Here is a 19961-nt window from a genome sequence, read left to right on the forward strand (position 1 = left end):
TATATCAGCTAGACTTTCCCACTAAAGTCATGTGCTCGACCACTGGTGGTTTGGCAAAAAATGGCCCAACAATAGCCCGCCAATCAGCAAAAGCTGCAGAACCTCGAAAATCAATGGTGTGGTTTTCCAGCGTATCCCAATAAATCAGCAAGAGGTAGCGCGCGGGGTTTTCCAAGCTATGGTTCACCTTAAACCCCTGAAATCCCTTTGCTTTTGAGATGACCGTCTCAGCCCCATGCAATATGGCCTTCTCAAATTCTGCCTGTTTGGCTGGGTCAATCTCAATGTCACAGTGCTCCAAAATCATACGCTTCCCCGCTCAAAAAATATTTGCCATCAATAGTAGAATTGTCTACCAGCAGTACTACATTAACAATAAATAATAAACTGGACCGAGACATGTCTAAATACTCTTTACAGAAACTACCAAGTTTTTTATGCCCCCTGCTAGCTTTGGCAACAGGTTTGACGTTTGGCCTGAGTGCAAACGCCCAAACAGCTGCTACCACTTACCCTACTAAGCCTATTAAGCTAATTGCTCCCGTAGCAGCCGGAGGTGGACTCGACAATATCGCTCGCACCCTGGCTGAGAGAATGTCAAAGTCGCTTGGCCAGACAATTATTGTTGAAAATATTGGTGGTGGTGGTGGCTCTATTGCTTCCCAAGCGGTAGCCAAAGCAACACCAGATGGCTACACCTTAATGGTGGCATATGTTGGAACACATGGCACCAACCCAGCAGTAAGAAAACTTCCTTACGATGCCATTAAAGATTTTTCTCCAGTGGGCATGATTGGTGCAACACCTAATGCCTTAGTAATTAATCCTGACTTGCCGATTAATAACCTAAAAGAGTTTGTTGATTACGCAAAGAAGAATCCTGCCAAGCTTAGTTATGGATCAGCAGGCCCAGGAACATTGACTCACCTTGGAATGGAGCAATTTAAACTTGCAGCCAACATTTTCATGGTGCATGTTCCATATCGCGGTGTTGGCCCTGCTTACACTGATTTATTAGCAGGCCAAACCCAGGCAATGTTCCCAACCCTATTTGCTGCAATGCCTTACTTGAAATCTAATAGAGTACGCGCACTTGCTGTAACCGGACCAAAACGTAACCCTGCGGCACCTAACATTCCAACCTTTAAAGAATTAGGCTACAACGGCTTTGAAGGCCAGCAGTGGTACGGCATTGTTGGTCCAGCAAATATGCCTGAGCCAATTATTGCCAAATTAAATGCTGAATTAAACAAAGCGCTAGCAACCCCAGAGTTTTCAGACAAAATGACAAGCGAAGCAATGACTTTAATGCCAATGACGCCACAACAGTTTGGTACTTACATTAAAGAAGATATTGCCCGCTGGACCAAAGTTGCCAAGGATCGAAAAATTGAGATTGATTAACCCCATCTCATAAAGAAAAACTGAAATACAAACATCTTAATTATTGAAATTCACTAGGAAATAAAATGTCACACGCTATTGCTGCAGCAGCAGACCTGAATGCACCACCAGTTACCAAAATTTTGGCTGAGTTTGTTACCTCACATCCCAGTCAAGGATGGACACCAGAAGTAGATCATGAAGCGCATCGCACTTTCTTAAATTGGCTGGGATGCGCTATCGGTGCCGCCAACCATGAAAGCGTAGAGTCTTCACTCGCCGCCATTCGTGAGTTTCAGCCTGCGCCACAAGCCAGTATTTTGGGTAGAAAAGACAAAGTGGATATGGGTGGCGCTGCGCTGATCAACGGCATTAGCTCTCACACCTTTGACTTTGACGATACCCATCTCAAAACGGTGATTCACCCTGCTGGCCCCGTAGCCTCCGCCATCCTGGCCTTAGGCGAACATACTAATGTAAATGGCCGTCAAATCATCGACTCGCTCATCTTAGGAATCGATGTTGCTTGCCGAGTTGGCAACGCCATGTACCCAGACCACTACCATCGCGGCTGGCATATCACTGGTTCGACCGGCATGCTTGGCTCTGCAGCTGCTTGCTCACGCCTGATGGGTTTAGACCTCCAAAAGACAACAATGGCCTTGGGAATTGCTGCTTCACAGCCTGTAGGCATGCGTGAACAATTTGGCACCATGACCAAGCCATTTCATCCAGGTGGTGCAGCGCGTGCAGGCCAACTGTCAGCATTATTAGCAAAACATGGTTTTACTGCTAGCCCTAAAGCACTTGAAGCTGGTCGCGGTTACATGCAAACCGTTTCCACTAAATGCGATTGGTCCGAAATTGATCGTGAACTTGGAAAATCTTTTGAGATTTCTTTGAACACTTACAAACCATTCGCTTGCGGCATTGTGATTCATCCAGCGATTGATGCTTGCGCCCAATTGCGTTCTCAAGGCGTTAAGGCTGAAGATGTTGAGCGTATTGAATTACGCGTTCATCCACTTGTGCTTGAGTTAACAGGCAAGAAAACACCTAAAGATGGACTTGAAGGCAAGTTCAGCGTCTACCATGGCTGCGCTGTTGGACTCATTTTTGGTCAAGCAGGCGAAGGCGAATATGCAGACGATATCGTCAACCGTCCTGATGTAGTTGCTTTACGCGCTAAAGTGAATGCGACTACCGATACCTCTATCAGCGAAGCTTCTGTTGACGTGAAGGCGTTCCTAAAGGACGGTAAAGAAGTGCATATTTTTGTTAAGAATGCCATCGGCTCCGTTGAGAACCCAATGAGTGATGCCAACTTAGAGCAAAAATTTACTAGCTTGGCAGAGCCAGTTATTGGCAAAGAGAAAACACGCCAATTAATTGCGGCACTCTGGAAGTTAGGACAGGCTTCTGACCTAAAACAGATTCTCTCTTTGTGCACCCCTGATTAATTTTCTGAAAGCATCAATTACATGGCTTCGTTACCAAGCATCGTTATTCTCGGAGATTACGAGCGTGCATTAAAACGATTTTCTAATTGGGGTGTATTAGACCAAAAAGCAAATCTGACTATTCACCATGAGCCTTTGCGTGGCGAAGCTTTATACGAAGCTGTAAAAGATGCTGACGCTATTGCGATTGTCAGAGACCGCGCCCCATTTGATGAGGCGATAATTGCGCGCCTTCCAAAACTTAAATTTCTAATGTTTACTGGCGAGCGTAACGGCACGCTAGAGGCATCTGCCTTAGTTGCTCGCAACATTCCAATGGCATGCACCCCTGGGGGACCCTCTAAAGAAACCACTACCGAACTAACCTGGGCGCTAATTCTAGGGGCGTCTAAGCGCCTGGTTGAGCAAAACAAATTGATTTCTTCTGGCGGTTGGCGTGATCAGCTTTCTGTTTTACCAATGCTTTCCGGTGAACGTCTTGGTGTGATGGGTTTAGGCTCAATTGGTAGTCGCGTTGCAAGAGTTGGGGCGGCACTTGGTATGGAAGTGGTTACCTGGAGCCCCAGAATGACTCCGGAAAGGGCTGCTGTTGAAAATGCAAAGTCCGTGAACCTTGAGGAGTTACTTAAAACATCAAAAATTGTCACAATGCATTTGGTAGCTGGACCAGGTACCAAGGGGCTTATTAGCGCCGATCAATTAGCGCTCATGCGGCCCGACTCTATCCTTATAAATACTTCAAGAGCCGCTCTTATCAATATGAATGATTTACAAAAGGCATTAGCTCTTGGCAAACCAGGACAAGCTGCAGTCGATGTATTTGATGTTGAACCGTTACCAGAGAAGGATCCACTGCGAAACACACCCAATCTATTGGTAACACCGCATCTAGGATTTATAGCCGAACCCATCTTTGCCACCTTCTCAAAAGGCATTACCGAAACATTAGAAGCATGGCTAGACGGTAAGCCTGTACCACACCCTTTCACCCCGAAATAATTCCTGCCGTAAAGCGCACCCGTTCTTGAAAACGCTGACACCATTACAGCTCTTTATCTGCTTTAGCAAGATTGGTCTTTCAGGATTCGGGGGCGTGCTTCCCTGGGCTCGCAGGGGCTTGGTAGAAAAAGATAAGCTGCTCACATCAGAAGAATTCAGCGCCATCTTAGGGGTATGTCAAATTATGCCTGGACCGAACGTGATCAACGTTGGCGTTTGTGTTGGCTCTCGTTTCTGCGGAGCGAGGGGAGCGATTGCAGCAGTAGCCGGCTTAACCACTGGGCCTATCTTCATCGTCATTTTGCTTGCCATCCTTTATGAGCATTTCAGCTACATCGAATACGTTAAAGGAGCACTCAAAGGAATTGCTGCCGTAGGTGTTGGATTAATTGCTAGCACTGGATTCAAAATGCTGAAGGATGAATATCGTTATCCACCCATGCTTTTTGTCATTGGCCTAACCTTACTTGTCGGCATTTATTTTGATCTAGCGCTTGGTTGGGTGGTGCTTATCGTTGCGCCTATTGCCTATTTCTTTGCCAGAAGAAAGGCAAGAAAGGTATGACCTTACTGCTTAGCTTATTTATTAAGCTCTCCCTGTTTTCCTTTGTTGCGTTTGGCGGAATTATTGCAGTACTCCCATCGCTATTGGACTTAGCCGTTAATCAAGAGCATTGGATAGATGCGGCCACCTTTGCGGATTATTTCGCGATTGCTCAGGCAGCTCCTGGGCCAAATTTCATGACTATTACTTTGGTGGGCTGGCATGTTTATGGCGTTCTAGGCGCCGTTGTAGCATCGATAGCCACCTGCTGGCCATCCTCAGTCATGGTTTTTTATCTAGAGCGCTACATCACCAGCATCAAAGACCCAGAGAAGAAGAAAATTATCCAGTACGCTGCAGCAGCTCTAGCCATCGGACTCATACTCACTTCTTCTTGGAAATTAACGGTTGGCTTTAATGACCACTGGACAGCAATCATTTTAACGATCGCGGTTGTGGTAATTACTCAGTTCTCTAAAATTCATCCGCTCTACCTCATTGCGCTCGGAGCAATACTAGGTGGAGCGGGTTTAATTTAAGCTGCAGCTTTACGGGATCTAATAAACCGCAATACGTTCGGGATCACCAACAGCGCAATAGCAACTGCCATCAATGTGCCGGAGATTGGTCGTGTAAAGAATGTTGACCAATTACCCTGGCTAATAGTTAAAGCTTGACGCATCGATTGCTCTGCCATCGGGCCTAAGATCAAACCAATAATCATTGGTGCCGCAGGAAAATCAAAGCGACGCATTCCAAAACCAAGGAACCCAAAGAAGAACAGTAGACCTACATCAAATACTGAGTTAGACGAGCCATATACACCCGCCACTGAAATCACCACGATGCCAGCGTAGAGCCATTGCGGTGGAATCTTCAACAACTTCACCCATAGCCCGACTAAAGGAAGGTTTAATACCAACAAGATTACGTTACCGATATATAAGCTGGCAATTAAGGTCCACACTAGGCCACTTTGTTGAGCGAACAATGTCGGCCCTACCTGAATACCGTAAGACTCAAACGCGGACAAAATAATCGCCGCAGTTGCAGAAGTTGGAATACCCAGGGTTAGCAAAGGCATGAGCACGCCGGCAGCAGATGCATTATTGGCAGCCTCCGGTCCAGCTACACCTTCAATTGCCCCGTGACCAAATTCCTCAGGCTTTTTGGACAACTTCTTCTCGGCAAAGTAAGAAAGCAAAGTGGGCAACTCTGCACCACCTGCCGGCATGGCACCAATTGGGAAGCCTAATAAACTGCCCCGAATCCACGCCTTCCAGGACCTAGCAAAATCTTCCTTAGAAAGCCAAAGGCTTCCAGATACCGCAAGCACTTCAGTCTTTTTGTTTTCTTTACCTTGCCAAGCCAAATACAAAGCTTCGCCAATCGCAAATAAACCGACAGCAACAATCGTCACTTCAATGCCGTCCAAAAACTCGGGTTGACCAAAAGTAAAGCGAGGTTGACCTGTTTGCAAGTCGATGCCGATCAAACCAAACAAGAGACCGGCCACCAAGCTAATCAAACCACGCAAAGCTGAGCTACCCAAAACTGCAGAAACTGTTACCAAGGCCAGCATCATCAAACTGAAATATTCTGCAGGCCCAAATGCCAGCGCCGCATCTACGACCCAAGGGGCGAAGAAGGTTAGCGCAATTGTGCCGATTGTTCCAGCCACGAAGCTACCAATTGCAGCCGTAGCAAGTGCTGGACCTGCCCTGCCGCGACGCGCCATCTTATTGCCCTCAAGAGAGGTCACAATCGTGGCTGATTCGCCAGGAGTGTTTAACAAAATAGATGTGGTGGAGCCGCCATACATCGCGCCGTAATAAATACCAGCAAACAAAACAAAAATAGCGGTAGCGGGGACTTTAAAAGTTAACGGGAGTAGTAACGCAATTGTGAGTGCAGGTCCGATACCAGGAAGCACTCCAACCAAAGTGCCTACTAAGCAACCTAAAAATCCATACATCAAAGTCATCGGTTGCAAGGCGACAGCAAAACCCTGCATCAGGGAGTCAAATGAGCTCATAACGATCTTTACTTAGAAACTAAAATTAACGAGTGGGCCCAAATCAACCCCGAGAAGCGCCGAGAAGAGCGTCCAAAAGGCGCCCGCGATGGCAAGGACCATCAAGATAGTTTTGATATTGAACTTAGCATCAAATGCCATCGATACACCCAAACCACAGAGCGTTGCAGGAATCAAAAAGCCAATCAACTTAGTCAGCAGAATGAAAGCAAGGCCACCACCCAGGAGGAACATAACACGCTTTGATCCACCTGGAAGCGGACGCTCATCCTCATGATGAACGCAGTCAGGTGCCTTGCTGCTAATAGTGCTGAGCAAATAAAACACGCCAAGCAAAGAGAGCAGAGCCACTAGGATTGATGGGGCTAACACGGGACCAACCTCAGAGTACATAGTGGACTCTGGAATACTGAGAACCTGCCAAATTGCTACCCCACAAAACACCAGCAAAAAGCTGGCAACTAAACGGGTACTCATGCTAGACCTAACTCTTTGAGAACAGTCTCAGTTTCTGCAATGTATTTTTTCAATTGCGCATCAAATGCAGCGCCTGCTACAAAGGCATCAGTCCACTTTCTTTTCTCGAGAGTCTCAGCCCAACCTTTGGTTGCATGAATCTTTGTCGCCAACTCAATCAAGGCAGTTTTTTGAGCGGCATTAATTCCAGGGGCACCGAAAATACCACGCCAATTTGCTGCAGTGACATTAACACCCAATTCTTTTAGCGTAGGTACATCTACACCTGGAATGCGCTTGTTGCCAGACACGGCGATTGCCTTCATTTTTCCAGCTTTAATTTGTTCTGCGAACTCAGAGTAGCCAGAGATACCAGCAACTACTTGACCACCCAAGATGGCAGCATTAGCAGGGCCACCACCAGCGAAAGCAACATAAGCTGCATCACGCGGGTTCTTACCCAATGCTTTGATAATTAAACCCAAGAGTTGATGGTCTGTACCACCAGCGCTACCACCGGCAACTGAAACTGATTTTGGATTCGCTTTAATTGCCTCTTCGAAATCTTTCCAAGACTTAATCTTGCCGTCTGTTGGCACCACGATAATTCCAGCCTCTTCAGTTAAGCAAGCAATTGGAGTAACGTCAGACATAGTGACTGGACTCTTATTGGTAATTGCAGCACCAACCATTACTGAGCCACCAACCATCAATGCATTGGCTTGGCCCTTACGCTGATTTACAAAGCGCGGTAATCCCACCATACCGCCAGCACCACCGACGTTCTCAAACTGGAAAGAGCCTACTAGGCCAGCATCTTTGGCTGCCACCTCAATCGCTCTACCAGTGCTATCCCAGCCACCACCAGGCGCCGCTGGAATAAACATATTGATGGATTCAAACAAAGGCTTGCTTTGTGCAAATGCAAAAGAGGGTACGCTATTTACCAAGGCAAATGCGGAACCATATGTCAAAAAGTCTCTACGAGTTGTCTTCATTTTTTATCCTTATATTTATTTATAAACTGCATTCTTATTGCAGTGCCGCAAAACTTGTACCGCAAACCATACCTAAATTTAACAAAAACTAGCGGGGACTAGCGAAATGTCTGAAATGTCCAAATACCCAGGAGGGTCAACACCAAAGATCCGACGAGATGCAGTAGGGCTGTACCAAGCGCCCAACCCAACTCCCCACGCTGGATAAATGCCACCACCTCCGCTGAAAAACTCGAGAAAGTTGTTAAGCCGCCCAAAAATCCAGTAATGACAAACAATCTCCACTCAGGGGAAAGGCTGGGGTTATTGCCAAAGAAAGCTACGGCGATACCAATTAAGTAGCCGCCCACCATATTGGAAATGAAGGTGCCCATTGGAATAGTTGATGCAATACCAACCGCCAAAAAATTAAAGCCCGCTCTCAGTAAAGCCCCTAAACCGGCACCAAAGAAAATTGCAAAGATCGATAGCCACATAATCTGTTCTTTATTGAATGGAGAAACCTAGCATGCTAATTGAACTCATCTCTATGCCATCAGCATAGATTTTTACTTGCTCACCCTCTTCTTGCAAGGCGAGGGTGTACAGAGCGGGCCAGTAATGCTCTGCAGTGGGAATTGAAAGATGTGCTGAATCACCATAACGCTCCCACTCGATGAGAGGATCATGATGATTCGCATGCATTTCAGATATAAAAAAGTCGTTAAATTCTTTTGCCCAAGGATAGGGCTGAGCATCTTCTTGCCAATGAATAGTGCGCAAGTTATGAACCACATTACCACTCGACAAAATGAGAATATTTTCATCACGCAATGGGCGCAGTTGCTTTGCCAATTCATAATGCTCACGCGCTGACATTGATCCATCCAAACTCACCTGCACTACCGGGACATCAGCCTTCGGATAGAGATACTTTAGGACTGACCATGCGCCATGGTCAATGCCCCATTCATTTTCTTCAAGCACTACGGGAACGCTTAATAACTCTTGCACGCGGTCTGCTAAAGCGGGACTGCCTGGTGCGGGGTATTGAACATCAAAAAGCGTTTGTGGAAAGCCACCGAAGTCGTGAATTGTTTTGGGCTTGGACATTGCGGTAACCCATACTCCACGAGTTACCCAATGGGCCGAGATCACCAATATGGCGTCTGGACGTTTGAATGTTTTTCCTAGAGCAGACCAGGCCGCTGTATAGCGGTTGGGCTCTATGGCGTACATTGGACTGCCATGGCCAGCAAATACTGCAGGTTGGCGATGGCTAGTCATTAATGCAAATTAACCGAATACGTAACCTGTATGAGCTGCAACCAAAGCAAACAAAATAGCCAAGCTAGTAGCGGCGCCCAACATCACGATCAATGTAATGATCTTTTTGTTGATTTCTTCTTTTGATTCGTTATGCCATTCGTTCATGCTAAATCCTCTGTAAACACATTAATGAGTGGGGTAATTATCCACTATCGACCGCGACCAGCCTTACGCATCATGCCTTTTCCCCCACCAAAGCCTGCCTGAGGCCTTCCAGCAGGTCCAGATGGGCCTTTTGGGACGGGTGGGCGTGCTGGCGGCTTGGCAATTGCTGCCTTAACCGGGGTCTTTGAATCTGGTTTCTTTTCGTCAGTCACTTTGAGCTCCTATGGATATCATATTGCCATGATTACCGACTATTCTATCCAAGCTGTAGCTATTAACGCGATTCCCTTGATTTTTGCCATCACCATCCACGAAGCAGCCCATGGTTACGCCGCTCGTAGATTTGGTGATAACACGGCATATATGCTGGGGCGAGTCAGCTTAAACCCCGCCAAACATATAGATCCCGTAGGAACCATTTTGATCCCGCTGGTCTTACTTTTGACTGGATCCCCTTTTTTGGTGGGCTATGCCAAGCCAGTGCCTGTGAATTTTGGGCGCCTCAGAAATCCCAGAATAGACTCAATATGGGTTGCATTAGCAGGACCGGGATCCAACTTTATCCAGGCGCTGATTTGGCTAATCCTTCTCATTGGTTTAGTGGGATTTGGAATAGATGAGAAATTTCTGATTTCCATGTCACAAGCTGGCATCACCTGGAATCTAGGTCTATTGGTATTCAACCTATTTCCCCTACCCCCTTTGGATGGAGGACGAGTTCTGGCAAGCCTACTTCCAGCCCGCCAATCCATTGCCCTGGGCAAGTTGGAGCCTTGGGGCTTTTTTATTGTCTTGGGACTTGTATTTACTGGCGTCATAAGCACTTTATGGATGACTCCACTGATGAACTTCTTTGAATGGCTCATTCTTTTACTCACTAGCCCCCTCAGAATGATCTTTTAGGCAAGCGGAAAGGTTTATTCTGGGATATTCTGAAACCACTTAGCGCACCTCAATTAGGAGAACCATCATGAAATTACAAAAATTAGTTTTAGCAAGCACCGCAACTGTTTTATCGATTGGCGCAGGCATAGCATTTGCGCAATTCCAAAAACCAGAAGACGCTATTAAATATCGTCAAAGCGCATTTACCGTGATGGCAAACTCATTCGGAAAAATTGGCGCTGTTGTTAAGGGCGAAGCACCTTACAACAAAGATGAGGTAGCTAAGAATGCAGCAATCGTTGCAACCCTCTCTCCCCTACCATGGCAAGCATTTGGCCCAAGCACTGAAGGTGGCAAAGCCCAAGCAGCCGTGTGGTCCGACAGCGCTAAATTCAAAGCTGCTGCTGACAAAATGCAGTTAGCTGTAGTAGACCTGAATAAAGCAGCTCAGTCCGGCGATTTAGAGAGCATCAAGAAAGCTTTTGGTGCAGCTGGCGCAACCTGCAAAGGCTGCCACGACGATTTCAAAAAGAAATAAGCCAACTTTATGGATAGTTACTTCGTAATAAAGTAACCCACTACTACCGCGATTATGCTCAGGAGCAGTAGAGCAAAAGCGCGCTGAAGCACTCCATCCTTGGAGGCTCGACCCAAGTCAGCAGGCAAGTATTTTGCCTCTTCGCTTGGGTCAATTTCTTTATCGCCGCTGATCATTGGCTTGATGAGATTCTCACCCTTAAACCTTTTGTAGAACCAGATTGCTGCAATATGAATGGTGATTAAGGTATAAATCACCACTTGATTTCCCTCATGAATCCCTGAGAGAAGCGAGACTACCCAGCCGGGTACAAATTTTGCCAAAGGTCCTTGGAAGGCGATTTCATCGTCAACAAATAAACCCGTAAATACTTGAACACTTAAAACAAACAACAAAGCAAACACAGAAAGTGCGCCGATAGGGTTGTGCCCAAGAACTCGTGGCGAGCTTCCGCTTAAGTAATCCAGAATAGCTTTTTTAGTTGGGAAGAAAGATGTAAAACGCGCATGGGTTGAGCCTACAAATCCCCAAACAATTCTGAAGATCAATAGGGTCAAAACACTGTAGCCAAAATAAGCATGCCATTGAATGGCATTACCCCCAAGGTTTACGCTAATGAAACTCCCAATAATGCAGAGCACTAGCAGCCAGTGAAATAAACGGATTGGTAAATCCCAGACGCGAATGATTTTCTTCATATTTAAAGGATAACTCGCTTCTCCCTTAAAATGCAGAGAATTCATGAATCCAAGTAAAGCCTTTAAAATCCTGATGCTGTATCGCATCGGCGCAACATTAAGCTATCAAATTACGATGGTTGCGGTTGGCTGGCATCTATATGAGATCACTAATAGCGTCGTTTCCTTGGGCCTTATTGGTCTTGCAGAACTGATTCCATACTTTGCATTAGCCCTTTACTCTGGGCACGCCGTAGATCATCACTCACGAAAACTTATTGCTGCGATTGCCTGTCTTATCCATATTGCAGTGGCCCTCATACTTGCCAGTATTGCGCTAGGTTGGTTAAGTCCACCAGAGCCCCTCATTTATGCCGCGGTTGGATTAATTGGTATTGGGCGCGCCCTACTAAGACCCTCGTATCAAGCGCTATTTGGACAAGTGATTCCGCGTGAGCATCTGCCGCGCTACACCGCTTACGCCTCTTCCGCCTTTCAGATTTGTGTTGTTGCCGGACCAGGCCTTGGCGGCCTCATGATTGGCTTTGCCGGTCTCGAGTGGACCTATTTATTAGCTGCTGCCTGTGGAGTCTTTGGCTTGTATGGGATTACATTTATTAATGCACCTCAAGAAAAGTCGAGCAACCTGTCCGGACATTTCCTAAAGAGCTTTCTCGAGGGATTTCATTTTGTAAGAAAGCATGAGCTCATTCTTGGCATTATGGCGCTTGACATGTTTGCCGTCCTGTTTGGTGGTGCAGTCTCGATTCTTCCAGCCTTTGTAAAGGAAGTGCTCAATGCCGGTCCGGAAACTCTGGGAATTTTGCGTGCCGCACCAGCAGCTGGAGCGGTGATTACGGGAATCTATTTAGCCAAACGCCCCATCCTCACTGACTCAGGAAAGCACCTCTTACTCTCAGTAGCAGGTTTCGGAATAGCGATTATTGGCTTTGGCATCTCAGGCAATCTCTGGCTCTGCGCTTTTTTTCTATTCATATCGGGATGCTGTGACTCAATATCCGTGGTTATTCGCAGCAGCATCATGCAGCTCACGACACCAGATCATATGCGCGGCAGAATTAGCGCAATTAATGGAATATTTATTGGCTCATCAAATGAATTAGGGGCGCTTGAATCTGGTATCGCCGCGAGCATGATGGGTTTAGTGCCCTCCATCGTATTTGGTGGAGTTGCAACGATTGCAATTGTTTTAATTACACATCGTCTTGCACCACACTTAAGCAAGCTGCATTTAAAAGATATCTCTTAAACCAATTTGCCACTATTTGATTTCTGGCAAGTCCTTCTGAATAATCTTTAGCCCAGCACGGAGGGCATCTTGATAGCGCTCACGCTCTGTTTTAATAGTTTCAGCAGTCCACGTGTAAAAGCCTTCGCCTGTTTTCATGCCGAACTTACCACTAGCGATACGATCGCTCAAGCACTTTGCGATAGTTGGTGAATTATTTAGAGTAGGGTAAATGGTTGCTCCGCCAGCACCATGTATCTCAAGGCCAGCATGATCTCTTTGCATGGCTGGACCAGCTGCTATATAGCGAAAGCCGAAACCAAAGCGCACAGCTTTATCAATATCCTCAGGCGTGCATATCCCTTCATCAACCATAGCAAAGGCCTCACGCGATAAAGCATGTTGCAAGCGATTGGCCAAAAATCCAGGAAGATCTTTTTTCACGGCTACTGGCACCATGCCGCAAGCAGTCATTAATCGCGACAGACTTTCGCCAACCATCGGCGAAGTCTTTGCACCGTAAACCACTTCTACACATGGCACTAAATGTGCAGGCATAAAAAAATGTAAGCCGATCATTCGGGCCGATGTTCTCAAGCCACTCGCAATTTCACTAATAGGAAAGCTTGTGCTATTGCTAGCCAATACAGTCTCTGGCTTTGCATATTTCTCTAATTTGGCAAACAGCTCGCGCTTAATATCCAGGCGCTCTGGAACACATTCAATCACTAGATCAATATCAGACCAGTCTACTTCCTCTAGAGTCCCAGCAACAGAGAGTAAATGTGTACGATGCTCATATCCCAGTTCAGCCATCGTGTTGGCAAAGTAATCGGGCAGTAGAGCGCGTCGTTCAGTGGTTGGCTCAACTACCTGCACAGCGCAGCCACCTCGCGCACATACCGCAGCAACGTCCGCACCCATCGTGCCGCCACCGACAATAACCACCTTGGTTTCAGCTGGTGTGAATAACATGAATACTCTCCTAAAGGGTGCCGACTTTTTCTGAAAATTCCTCTTACAATGGGGTCATTATTTCAATAAAAAAGCTAGTGAGACATGATCCCCGTCAACTCGGTGTTACAAGTCGGCCATTTCCCTGAAATTATGCAGGCAGAGATTGATCGACGCTTTACTCCCACTCATCACCCTGATCCGCAAGCACCAGCTCCAGCCGGAAACTTTCAGGCAATTTTGATTCGCTCCAATACAAAGCTTCCAGAAGCTCTGGTTCAGCAAATCCCCAGCATCCGCATGGTTGCAACCTGTGGGGTTGGTTATGACAACCTGCCCCTGGAATACTTAAAGGCAAATGGCATCAAGGCAAGCAATACCCCAGGCGTTTTAAATGACGCTGTTTGCGAGCTTGCAATCGGTATGATGCTTGCTCTGCTGCGCCAACTTCCAGAGGCCCAGGAGTATGTCAAAAGTACTGCTTGGTCAAAAGCACCCTTTAGATTGACCACCACTCTGGCTGGTAAGCGCGTAGGGATAGCGGGCATGGGTCGTATTGGCCAAGATTTAGCTGATCGCTTAAAGCCTTTTAAAGTGGAAATTGCATATTCAGGGCCAAATCAAAAAGCACTTCCTTACACTTATCATCGAGAAATCAAGGATTTAGCGAAAGACTGCGACATCTTATTTTTAGCTTGTCCAGCCACCCCTGAGAGCAACAAGATGGTCAATGCCGAGGTACTTGAAGCTTTAGGCCCCACCGGTTACTTAATTAATATTGCTCGTGGTAGCGTGGTTGATGAAGACGCCCTTTTATATGCGCTGCAACATAAAAAGATTGCTGGCGCCGCATTAGATGTTTTTGACAATGAGCCTAACCCGAGCAAATCTTTTTTAAATCTTGATAATGTATTGTTAACACCACATATTGGTAGCGCCACCTCGGAAACACGGATAGCCATGACCCAATTAGCTGTAGATAATCTAGAAGCCTTCTTTAAACATCAACCACTTCCATCGGAAGTAAACAACTAAAAAAAACGGAGCCAGCATGACGATTTCTCTGCACCCATCTACCTTACCCGCGGTGCTCTCCCCTGTTCTTACACCATTTAAAGCAGACGGCAGCCCAGATGCTCCAAAGTTATTGAAGCAATGCAAATGGTTAGAGGCTAATGGCGTTGGCCAAGCTATCTTCGGTACAAACTCAGAAGCAAACTCGATGTCGGCTCCACAAAAAATGAGCACATTGACAACGCTTATTGAGGGCGGCTTAAATCCCGAGCACATGATGCCGGGCACCGGTGCAACATCGATTGATGCCACTGTAAATATGACACGTCATGCAGTGGAGCATCGATGTGCCGGCGTATTAATGTTGCCACCCTTCTATTACAAGGATATTTCTGATGATGGCCTATTTGCATACTTCTCTGAAGTAATTCAAAAAGTCGGCAGTGCTGCACTACAGATTTATATCTATAACATTCCGCCAGTTACCAAAATTAACTTAAGTCTCTCTTTGCTGGAGCGTTTAACAAAAGAGTACCCAAAGACGATAGTAGGAATGAAAGATAGCTCTGGTGACTGGGCTTACACAGAATCAGTCATTAAGTTATTGGCGCCACATGGCTTCCGCGTATATGCCGGTAGCGAAGTTTTCTTAATGCGCGCTTTACGCGCTGGAGGAGTTGGTTGCATTTCAGCTACCGCCAACGTGAACCCAAAAGCAATTGCTGACCTAGCAGCACACTGGAGAGAATCCAATGCGGATGCTCGTCAAGCCAGCTTAGATCAGGTTCGCGGAATTTTTGCAAAATATCAAATGATTGCCGGCATGAAAACAGCCGTTGCTCATTACAGCAAAGATCCTGAGTGGCTTAGAGTTCGCCCGCCACTCATGCAATTAACCGCTGAGCAACAAACTCAACTACTCAGTGAATTGCAACAAATTAACTTCAGTATGCCTGGCCTGTAATTTACAAATATAAAATAAGGAGACAAAAATGAAACTACTTAAAGTCATTGCTTTATCACTGAGCTTCCTATGCGCAAGCGTGAATGCTCAAAACATTTCTATTGCAACTGGTGGTACAGGGGGCGTTTACTACCCGATGGGTGGCGGCCTTGCCTCCGTGCTCTCTAGTAAGGTTCCTGGTATGTCAGCAACCGCTGAAGTTACCGGCGGATCAATTGACAACCTCAACCTGATCGGCAGTGGCAAACCCTATGTTGGCTTTTCAATGGCAGATGCTGCAAAAGATGCGCAAGTTGGTGACGGTAAATTTACCGGTAAAAAGGTAGATCTACGCACACTGGTGGTTCTCTATCCAAACTTAATGCACGTAGTCACAGTAGATTCAACCGGCATTAAGACAATGAAAGACCTTAAAGGTAAGCGCGTAAGCACTGGCGCACCTGGTAGCGCAACTGAAGTGATGGCGTTTCGTCTGCTCGAAGCTGCCGGCCTAGATAAAGACAAAGACGTGAAGCGTGAGCGTTTAAGTGTTGCCGAATCCGTCAACGCAGTTAAAGACCGTAAGATTGATGCCTTCTTCTGGGTTGGAGGATTGCCAACAGCTGCAGTTACAGACTTGGCAAATAGCCCAGGCATGAAAATTGTCATGGTAGATACGACGGAAGAAGTGCCTGCTATGAACAAGAAGTATGGCAACCTCTACTTCCCAACAGTGATTCCAAAGGCAACCTATAGCGGCATGGCAAAAGATAATAAAGTTGCTGCTGTTGCAAACATTCTCGTGGTGAATGCCAACATGCCAGATGATCAAGCCTACAAAATTACCAAAGCAATATTTGATAACAAGATTGATCTCGTGAGAACCCATCAGGAATACATGAACGTCACTCTTGAGGGTCAAAAAGCAAAATCAACACCAGTTGATTTCCATCCTGGCGCCTTGAAGTACTTCAAAGAAAAGAACGTCAAAGTAAATTAATTAATGCGGCGTAAGGGGTGAGTCAAACTCACCCCTTTTTGCTTTAAAGTAGTGCATAAATATAAAAATACAGGTTGAGACATGAATCAAAACGTTATCGATAACGAAACCCAAGAAAAATTAGATGCCTTTATCAAGCAGGAAGAAGGTGACTCTAATGATTACAAGGGCTTACTAGCCAAGTTCATCACTCTCGTTGCGGTTGGCATGTCTTTATTTCATCTTTATGCCGCCTACTCTATTGTTCCAACACATCAGCTACGCGTTATTCACGTAGCGCTTGTGCTGTTTTTAGTATTCCTTAGCTTCCCAATCGCTGCCCGCTTCAAAAATCGCCTCATGATTTGGGATGTGCTATTCGCCTTAGGATCAATCGCCATCGCGTATCACATTCTTAGTGGCGGCGATGATTTCATGGATAGAAACACTGCGCCAAACTCTACAGATGTGATGATTGGTATCGGCTTAATCCTTTTGATTCTCGAAAGCGTTCGTAGAACCAATGGCATGGTCTTAGTAACGGTAACTGTCTTATTTCTACTTTACGCTTTATTTGGCAACTACTTGCCAGCGCCCTGGACACACAAAGGTTATGACCTTGATCGTCTGGTAGGTTACATGTACATGACTCTCGAAGGCATTTATGGCACCGCTGTAGATGTCTCTGCAACCCTGATTATTCTTTTCACAATTTTTGGCGCCTTCTTGCAATTTACCGGCGCGGGTAAATTCTTTATTGATTTTTCATTTGCAGCGATGGGTGGCAAATCATCTGGTGTAGGCAGAACTATCGTGATGTCCTCATTCTTACTGGGCGGCCCATCGGGTTCAGGCGTTGCCACAACCGTTACCGTTGGCTCAGTTGCAGCCCCGATGTTAGATAAGGTGGGTTACGAGAAGAATGCGGCTGGCGGACTTTTGGCGGCAGGCGGCTTAGGCGCGATCATTTCACCTCCGGTACTAGGAGCAGCGGCATTCTTAATCGCTGACTTTCTAAAAATATCCTATTTAGATGTGTTGCTAATGGCAACCATTCCAACAATTCTCTTTTACCTTGGCTTGTTTGTCATGGTAGAAATTGATGTTCGTAAGTACAACATGAAGAGCATTCAATTTTCATCAGCCGAATCAGCGTGGCAACTTACTAAAAAATATTGGTTCCACTTTTTCTCCCTCATCTCCATTGTTGTCTTTATGTTGATGGGCTTTTCTCCTGTCATGTCGGTATTTTGGGCAACCGTAGTTTCTGGTCTATCTAGCATGCTGCGCGAAGATACTGCCATCATTCCTTGGGCATGGTTTAGGGGTAAAGAACCGATTTTGAAGGGGCTCTACAACTCAAATATAACGAAGGCACTTGCCTCTGGATCAACTGGTGTATTAGCGATTGCAGCCACCTGTGCTGGTGCTGGCCTAATTGTTGGCACCGTTACCCTGACCGGCCTTGGTCTGAAATTTAGTTCGATTGTGATTCAGTACGCAGGTGGATCACTTTTATTAACAACTATCTTCACAGCTTTAGTAGTTTGGGTAGTTGGTCTGGCTGTTCCTGTTACAGCTTCTTACATTATTTGCGCCGTCATTGCGGCGCCTGCATTGATTAACTTGGGTGTCCCTGCGTTTGCCGCACACATGTTCATTTTCTATTACGCCGTACTTTCTGAGGTTTCGCCACCAACTGCACTCTCGCCATTTGCAGCCGCTGCAATTTGCAAAGGAAATCCCTATAAGACAACCCTGCAAACTTGGAAGTATGTTGCACCAGCCATTCTGGTGCCATTCATGTTTGTATTAGATAAGTCCGGCGTGAGCTTATTGCTTATGGGTTCTACTACCGCACTTGAGCAGGCCGACTGGATGCAAATTGCTTGGGTCTCCTTTACAGCTGTAGTTGGAATTATTTGCCTAGCTGGAGGACTACAAGGCTGGTTCATCGAGAAAACCAAAATCTTTGAACGCGTCATTATGGTGGTCTCGGGTATTGCACTTGCCTACCCGTCCACTGAGGCAGACTTAATTGGCTTCATCGGGTTTGGCCTGGTTCTGATTACTCAAACCATCACGCATTTCAAACTCAATCCACGATCCTCATAGGAAATACATCGCCCCACATGGGAAGAGGTTGCTTCCATTAACAATAAAGCCCGCAGAAGCGGGCTTTATTGTTTCTATACAAGGAAGAACTTATGAGATTTTGGTCCAAGCAGCCTTACCTGCGTACTTCTTCACGGCCATTTCATCAAATTCAAATCCTAGACCGGGGGTTTTATGCAATATCAGATCCCCATTTTTAAAGGTGAGCTGCTTGTTAATTAATCTACGGAAGTTGAGTACTTGGTCATCCAGGAAGAACTCAACAAAACGCGCATTAGGGGTGGCAGCTACCAAGGGTGCATGCAAATCATGCATCCAATGCGGACAAACTATGACCCCTTTTAAATCCGCATAAGCAGAGATTCTTCTCCACTCAGTAATACCGCCACATACTGCAGCATCAGATTGCAAAATAGCAGCACCGCCAGCATCAATGAGCTCTCTAAAACGCCAACGCCCTGCTTCCATTTCACCAGTAGCGACATTAATCTTGGTTTGACGCGCCAATGCGGCGTGCAAATCGATCGCATCTGGTGAAAAAGGCTCTTCAATCCAGTAAGGGTTATAAGCTTCAAAGCGACGCACGTACTCAAGAGCAGTTGGCAAATCACGCCATGCATTATTCGCATCTAGAGTGAGTAATACATCGTCACCTACCGCTTTACGGGCTGCCTTAACTCGGGCTTCCTCTTCGGATGGGGATAAACGGCCTACCTTCATCTTTACTGCTTTAAAGCCTTGCTTGACGTAAGACTCCATCTCTTTGCCAAGTTTTGCGGGAGTTTTACCCTCTAGGTAATAGCCCCCACTGGCATAAGCTGGCACACGATCATCCACTACCGATCCTAGGTACTGATGCAAAGGTAAGCCAACTGAACGTGCATTGAGATCCCATAAAGCGGTATCTAAGATGGAAATTCCACGCATCACTGCGCCTGTGCGCCCTTGCAAGATGGATTCGTTATACATCTCCATCCATAGACCTTCACTGCGGTGACTATTTTGACCAATCAATTTAGGGGCCAATAATTGCTCTACGGCAATCTTGGCGATATCTCCGCCGGCGCTTCCGACATAACAAAAGCCAATACCTTCGTTCCCATCTTTACCGCGTACCTTCACTAGACAATAGTGACGCTCAGAAACAGTACGAGTAGAAAATGAGGTGACTTTGTCTAAAGGCACCGCCACAGAAGCAACTTGGATGGATTCAATAATCGGCATCTAAACTCCTTAATCAAAAAATGATTGTATCCAGAATTTAAATTGCCGGCAGGAGTCTAAATAAGGAATAATCAACGCATTCCTTACAGAATACG

23 protein-coding genes are annotated in these 19961 nt (G+C 46.2%); 12 read left to right on the forward strand and 11 right to left on the reverse strand.

Annotation, left to right across the window (positions count from 1 at the left end):
• Positions 1–4 precede the first annotated feature (4 nt).
• Positions 5–307 carry an antibiotic biosynthesis monooxygenase gene (locus tag ICW03_RS08140; RefSeq protein ID WP_215347159.1) on the reverse strand — a complete coding sequence of 101 codons (303 nt, stop codon included), beginning with the start codon at positions 305–307 and terminating at the stop codon, positions 5–7.
• A 92-nt stretch (positions 308–399) separates the two neighbouring features.
• Here ICW03_RS08140 and ICW03_RS08145 point away from each other — a divergent pair, with 92 nt between their 5' ends.
• The 5 genes from ICW03_RS08145 (at position 400) to ICW03_RS08165 (ending at position 4925) form a co-directional block, all read left to right on the forward strand.
• Entirely contained in the window at positions 400–1404 is a 1005-nt protein-coding gene (locus tag ICW03_RS08145; protein ID WP_215347161.1) for a tripartite tricarboxylate transporter substrate binding protein, read from the forward strand.
• 65 nt (positions 1405–1469) lie between these two features.
• Entirely contained in the window at positions 1470–2843 is a 1374-nt protein-coding gene (locus tag ICW03_RS08150) for an MmgE/PrpD family protein (protein WP_215347163.1), read from the forward strand.
• 21 nt (positions 2844–2864) lie between these two features.
• Positions 2865–3842, forward strand: a complete 978-nt coding sequence (locus ICW03_RS08155) for a D-2-hydroxyacid dehydrogenase family protein (RefSeq protein WP_215347165.1) — start codon at positions 2865–2867, stop codon at positions 3840–3842.
• 25 nt (positions 3843–3867) lie between these two features.
• On the forward strand, positions 3868–4407 hold the full coding sequence (locus ICW03_RS08160; RefSeq protein WP_215347167.1) for a chromate transporter: 540 nt from the start codon (positions 3868–3870) through the stop codon (positions 4405–4407).
• Positions 4404–4925, forward strand: coding sequence for a chromate transporter (locus tag ICW03_RS08165; protein ID WP_215347169.1), 522 nt, complete (start codon positions 4404–4406; stop codon positions 4923–4925). The genes ICW03_RS08160 and ICW03_RS08165 overlap by 4 nt, the downstream gene beginning before the upstream one ends.
• Here the strand turns inward: ICW03_RS08165 and ICW03_RS08170 are convergent.
• The 7 genes from ICW03_RS08170 to ICW03_RS08200 all read right to left on the reverse strand — a co-directional run bounded on the left by ICW03_RS08170 (position 4922) and on the right by ICW03_RS08200 (position 9500).
• Positions 4922–6421 (reverse strand): tripartite tricarboxylate transporter permease, encoded by a 1500-nt coding sequence (locus ICW03_RS08170; RefSeq protein WP_215347172.1) that lies wholly within the window; start codon positions 6419–6421, stop codon positions 4922–4924. The genes ICW03_RS08165 and ICW03_RS08170 overlap by 4 nt on opposite strands.
• Before the next feature lie 12 nt (positions 6422–6433).
• Complete coding sequence (locus ICW03_RS08175) at positions 6434–6898, reverse strand: tripartite tricarboxylate transporter TctB family protein (protein WP_215347175.1); 465 nt, start codon at positions 6896–6898, stop codon at positions 6434–6436.
• Complete coding sequence (locus tag ICW03_RS08180) at positions 6895–7875, reverse strand: tripartite tricarboxylate transporter substrate binding protein (protein WP_215347177.1); 981 nt, start codon at positions 7873–7875, stop codon at positions 6895–6897. Before ICW03_RS08180 ends, ICW03_RS08175 begins: the two co-directional genes overlap by 4 nt.
• A 98-nt stretch (positions 7876–7973) precedes the next feature.
• Complete coding sequence (gene crcB, locus ICW03_RS08185; protein ID WP_215347178.1) at positions 7974–8351, reverse strand: fluoride efflux transporter CrcB; 378 nt, start codon at positions 8349–8351, stop codon at positions 7974–7976.
• A 10-nt stretch (positions 8352–8361) separates the two neighbouring features.
• Positions 8362–9141, reverse strand: a complete 780-nt coding sequence (gene ygiD / locus ICW03_RS08190; RefSeq protein ID WP_215347181.1) for a 4,5-DOPA dioxygenase extradiol — start codon at positions 9139–9141, stop codon at positions 8362–8364.
• A 9-nt stretch (positions 9142–9150) separates the two neighbouring features.
• On the reverse strand, positions 9151–9288 hold the full coding sequence (locus ICW03_RS08195) for a hypothetical protein (protein WP_012358215.1): 138 nt from the start codon (positions 9286–9288) through the stop codon (positions 9151–9153).
• A gap of 44 nt (positions 9289–9332) precedes the next feature.
• Entirely contained in the window at positions 9333–9500 is a 168-nt protein-coding gene (locus tag ICW03_RS08200; RefSeq protein ID WP_215347183.1) for a hypothetical protein, read from the reverse strand.
• A gap of 28 nt (positions 9501–9528) precedes the next feature.
• Here ICW03_RS08200 and ICW03_RS08205 point away from each other — a divergent pair, with 28 nt between their 5' ends.
• Together ICW03_RS08205 and ICW03_RS08210 are read left to right on the forward strand one after the other, a co-directional pair.
• The gene (locus ICW03_RS08205) at positions 9529–10191 is read left to right on the forward strand and encodes a site-2 protease family protein (protein ID WP_215347184.1); all 663 of its coding nucleotides are present in this window, start codon (positions 9529–9531) and stop codon (positions 10189–10191) included.
• Positions 10192–10258: 67 nt separating this feature from the next.
• Positions 10259–10711, forward strand: a complete 453-nt coding sequence (locus tag ICW03_RS08210; protein ID WP_215347187.1) for a cytochrome c — start codon at positions 10259–10261, stop codon at positions 10709–10711.
• 17 nt (positions 10712–10728) lie between these two features.
• Here the strand turns inward: ICW03_RS08210 and ICW03_RS08215 are convergent, their stop codons facing one another.
• On the reverse strand, positions 10729–11409 hold the full coding sequence (locus ICW03_RS08215) for a cytochrome b/b6 domain-containing protein (RefSeq protein ID WP_215347188.1): 681 nt from the start codon (positions 11407–11409) through the stop codon (positions 10729–10731).
• Positions 11410–11452: 43 nt separating this feature from the next.
• On the opposite strand from ICW03_RS08215, the gene ICW03_RS08220 reads away from it, so the two are divergent.
• Positions 11453–12658 (forward strand): MFS transporter, encoded by a 1206-nt coding sequence (locus ICW03_RS08220; protein ID WP_215347190.1) that lies wholly within the window; start codon positions 11453–11455, stop codon positions 12656–12658.
• 12 nt (positions 12659–12670) lie between these two features.
• Here ICW03_RS08220 and ICW03_RS08225 read toward each other — a convergent pair whose 3' ends face one another.
• Positions 12671–13612 carry a 3-hydroxyacyl-CoA dehydrogenase family protein gene (locus ICW03_RS08225; RefSeq protein ID WP_215347192.1) on the reverse strand — a complete coding sequence of 314 codons (942 nt, stop codon included), beginning with the start codon at positions 13610–13612 and terminating at the stop codon, positions 12671–12673.
• Positions 13613–13696: 84 nt separating this feature from the next.
• Here ICW03_RS08225 and ICW03_RS08230 point away from each other — a divergent pair, with 84 nt between their 5' ends.
• From ICW03_RS08230 to ICW03_RS08245, 4 genes are all read left to right on the forward strand, one after another.
• The gene (locus tag ICW03_RS08230) at positions 13697–14626 is read left to right on the forward strand and encodes a 2-hydroxyacid dehydrogenase (protein WP_215347195.1); all 930 of its coding nucleotides are present in this window, start codon (positions 13697–13699) and stop codon (positions 14624–14626) included.
• 16 nt (positions 14627–14642) lie between these two features.
• Positions 14643–15569, forward strand: coding sequence for a dihydrodipicolinate synthase family protein (locus ICW03_RS08235; RefSeq protein WP_215347196.1), 927 nt, complete (start codon positions 14643–14645; stop codon positions 15567–15569).
• A 28-nt stretch (positions 15570–15597) separates the two neighbouring features.
• The gene (locus ICW03_RS08240; protein WP_215347199.1) at positions 15598–16548 is read left to right on the forward strand and encodes a TAXI family TRAP transporter solute-binding subunit; all 951 of its coding nucleotides are present in this window, start codon (positions 15598–15600) and stop codon (positions 16546–16548) included.
• Positions 16549–16629: 81 nt separating this feature from the next.
• Positions 16630–18642: a TRAP transporter fused permease subunit gene (locus tag ICW03_RS08245; RefSeq protein ID WP_215347201.1), complete on the forward strand. Its 2013-nt coding sequence runs from the start codon at positions 16630–16632 to the stop codon at positions 18640–18642.
• 90 nt (positions 18643–18732) lie between these two features.
• Here the strand turns inward: ICW03_RS08245 and ICW03_RS08250 are convergent, their stop codons facing one another.
• Complete coding sequence (locus ICW03_RS08250; RefSeq protein WP_215347202.1) at positions 18733–19866, reverse strand: mandelate racemase/muconate lactonizing enzyme family protein; 1134 nt, start codon at positions 19864–19866, stop codon at positions 18733–18735.
• Positions 19867–19961 lie beyond the last annotated feature (95 nt).

Source organism: Polynucleobacter sp. MWH-Aus1W21, assembly GCF_018687275.1.
Lineage (GTDB): Bacteria > Pseudomonadota > Gammaproteobacteria > Burkholderiales > Burkholderiaceae > Polynucleobacter.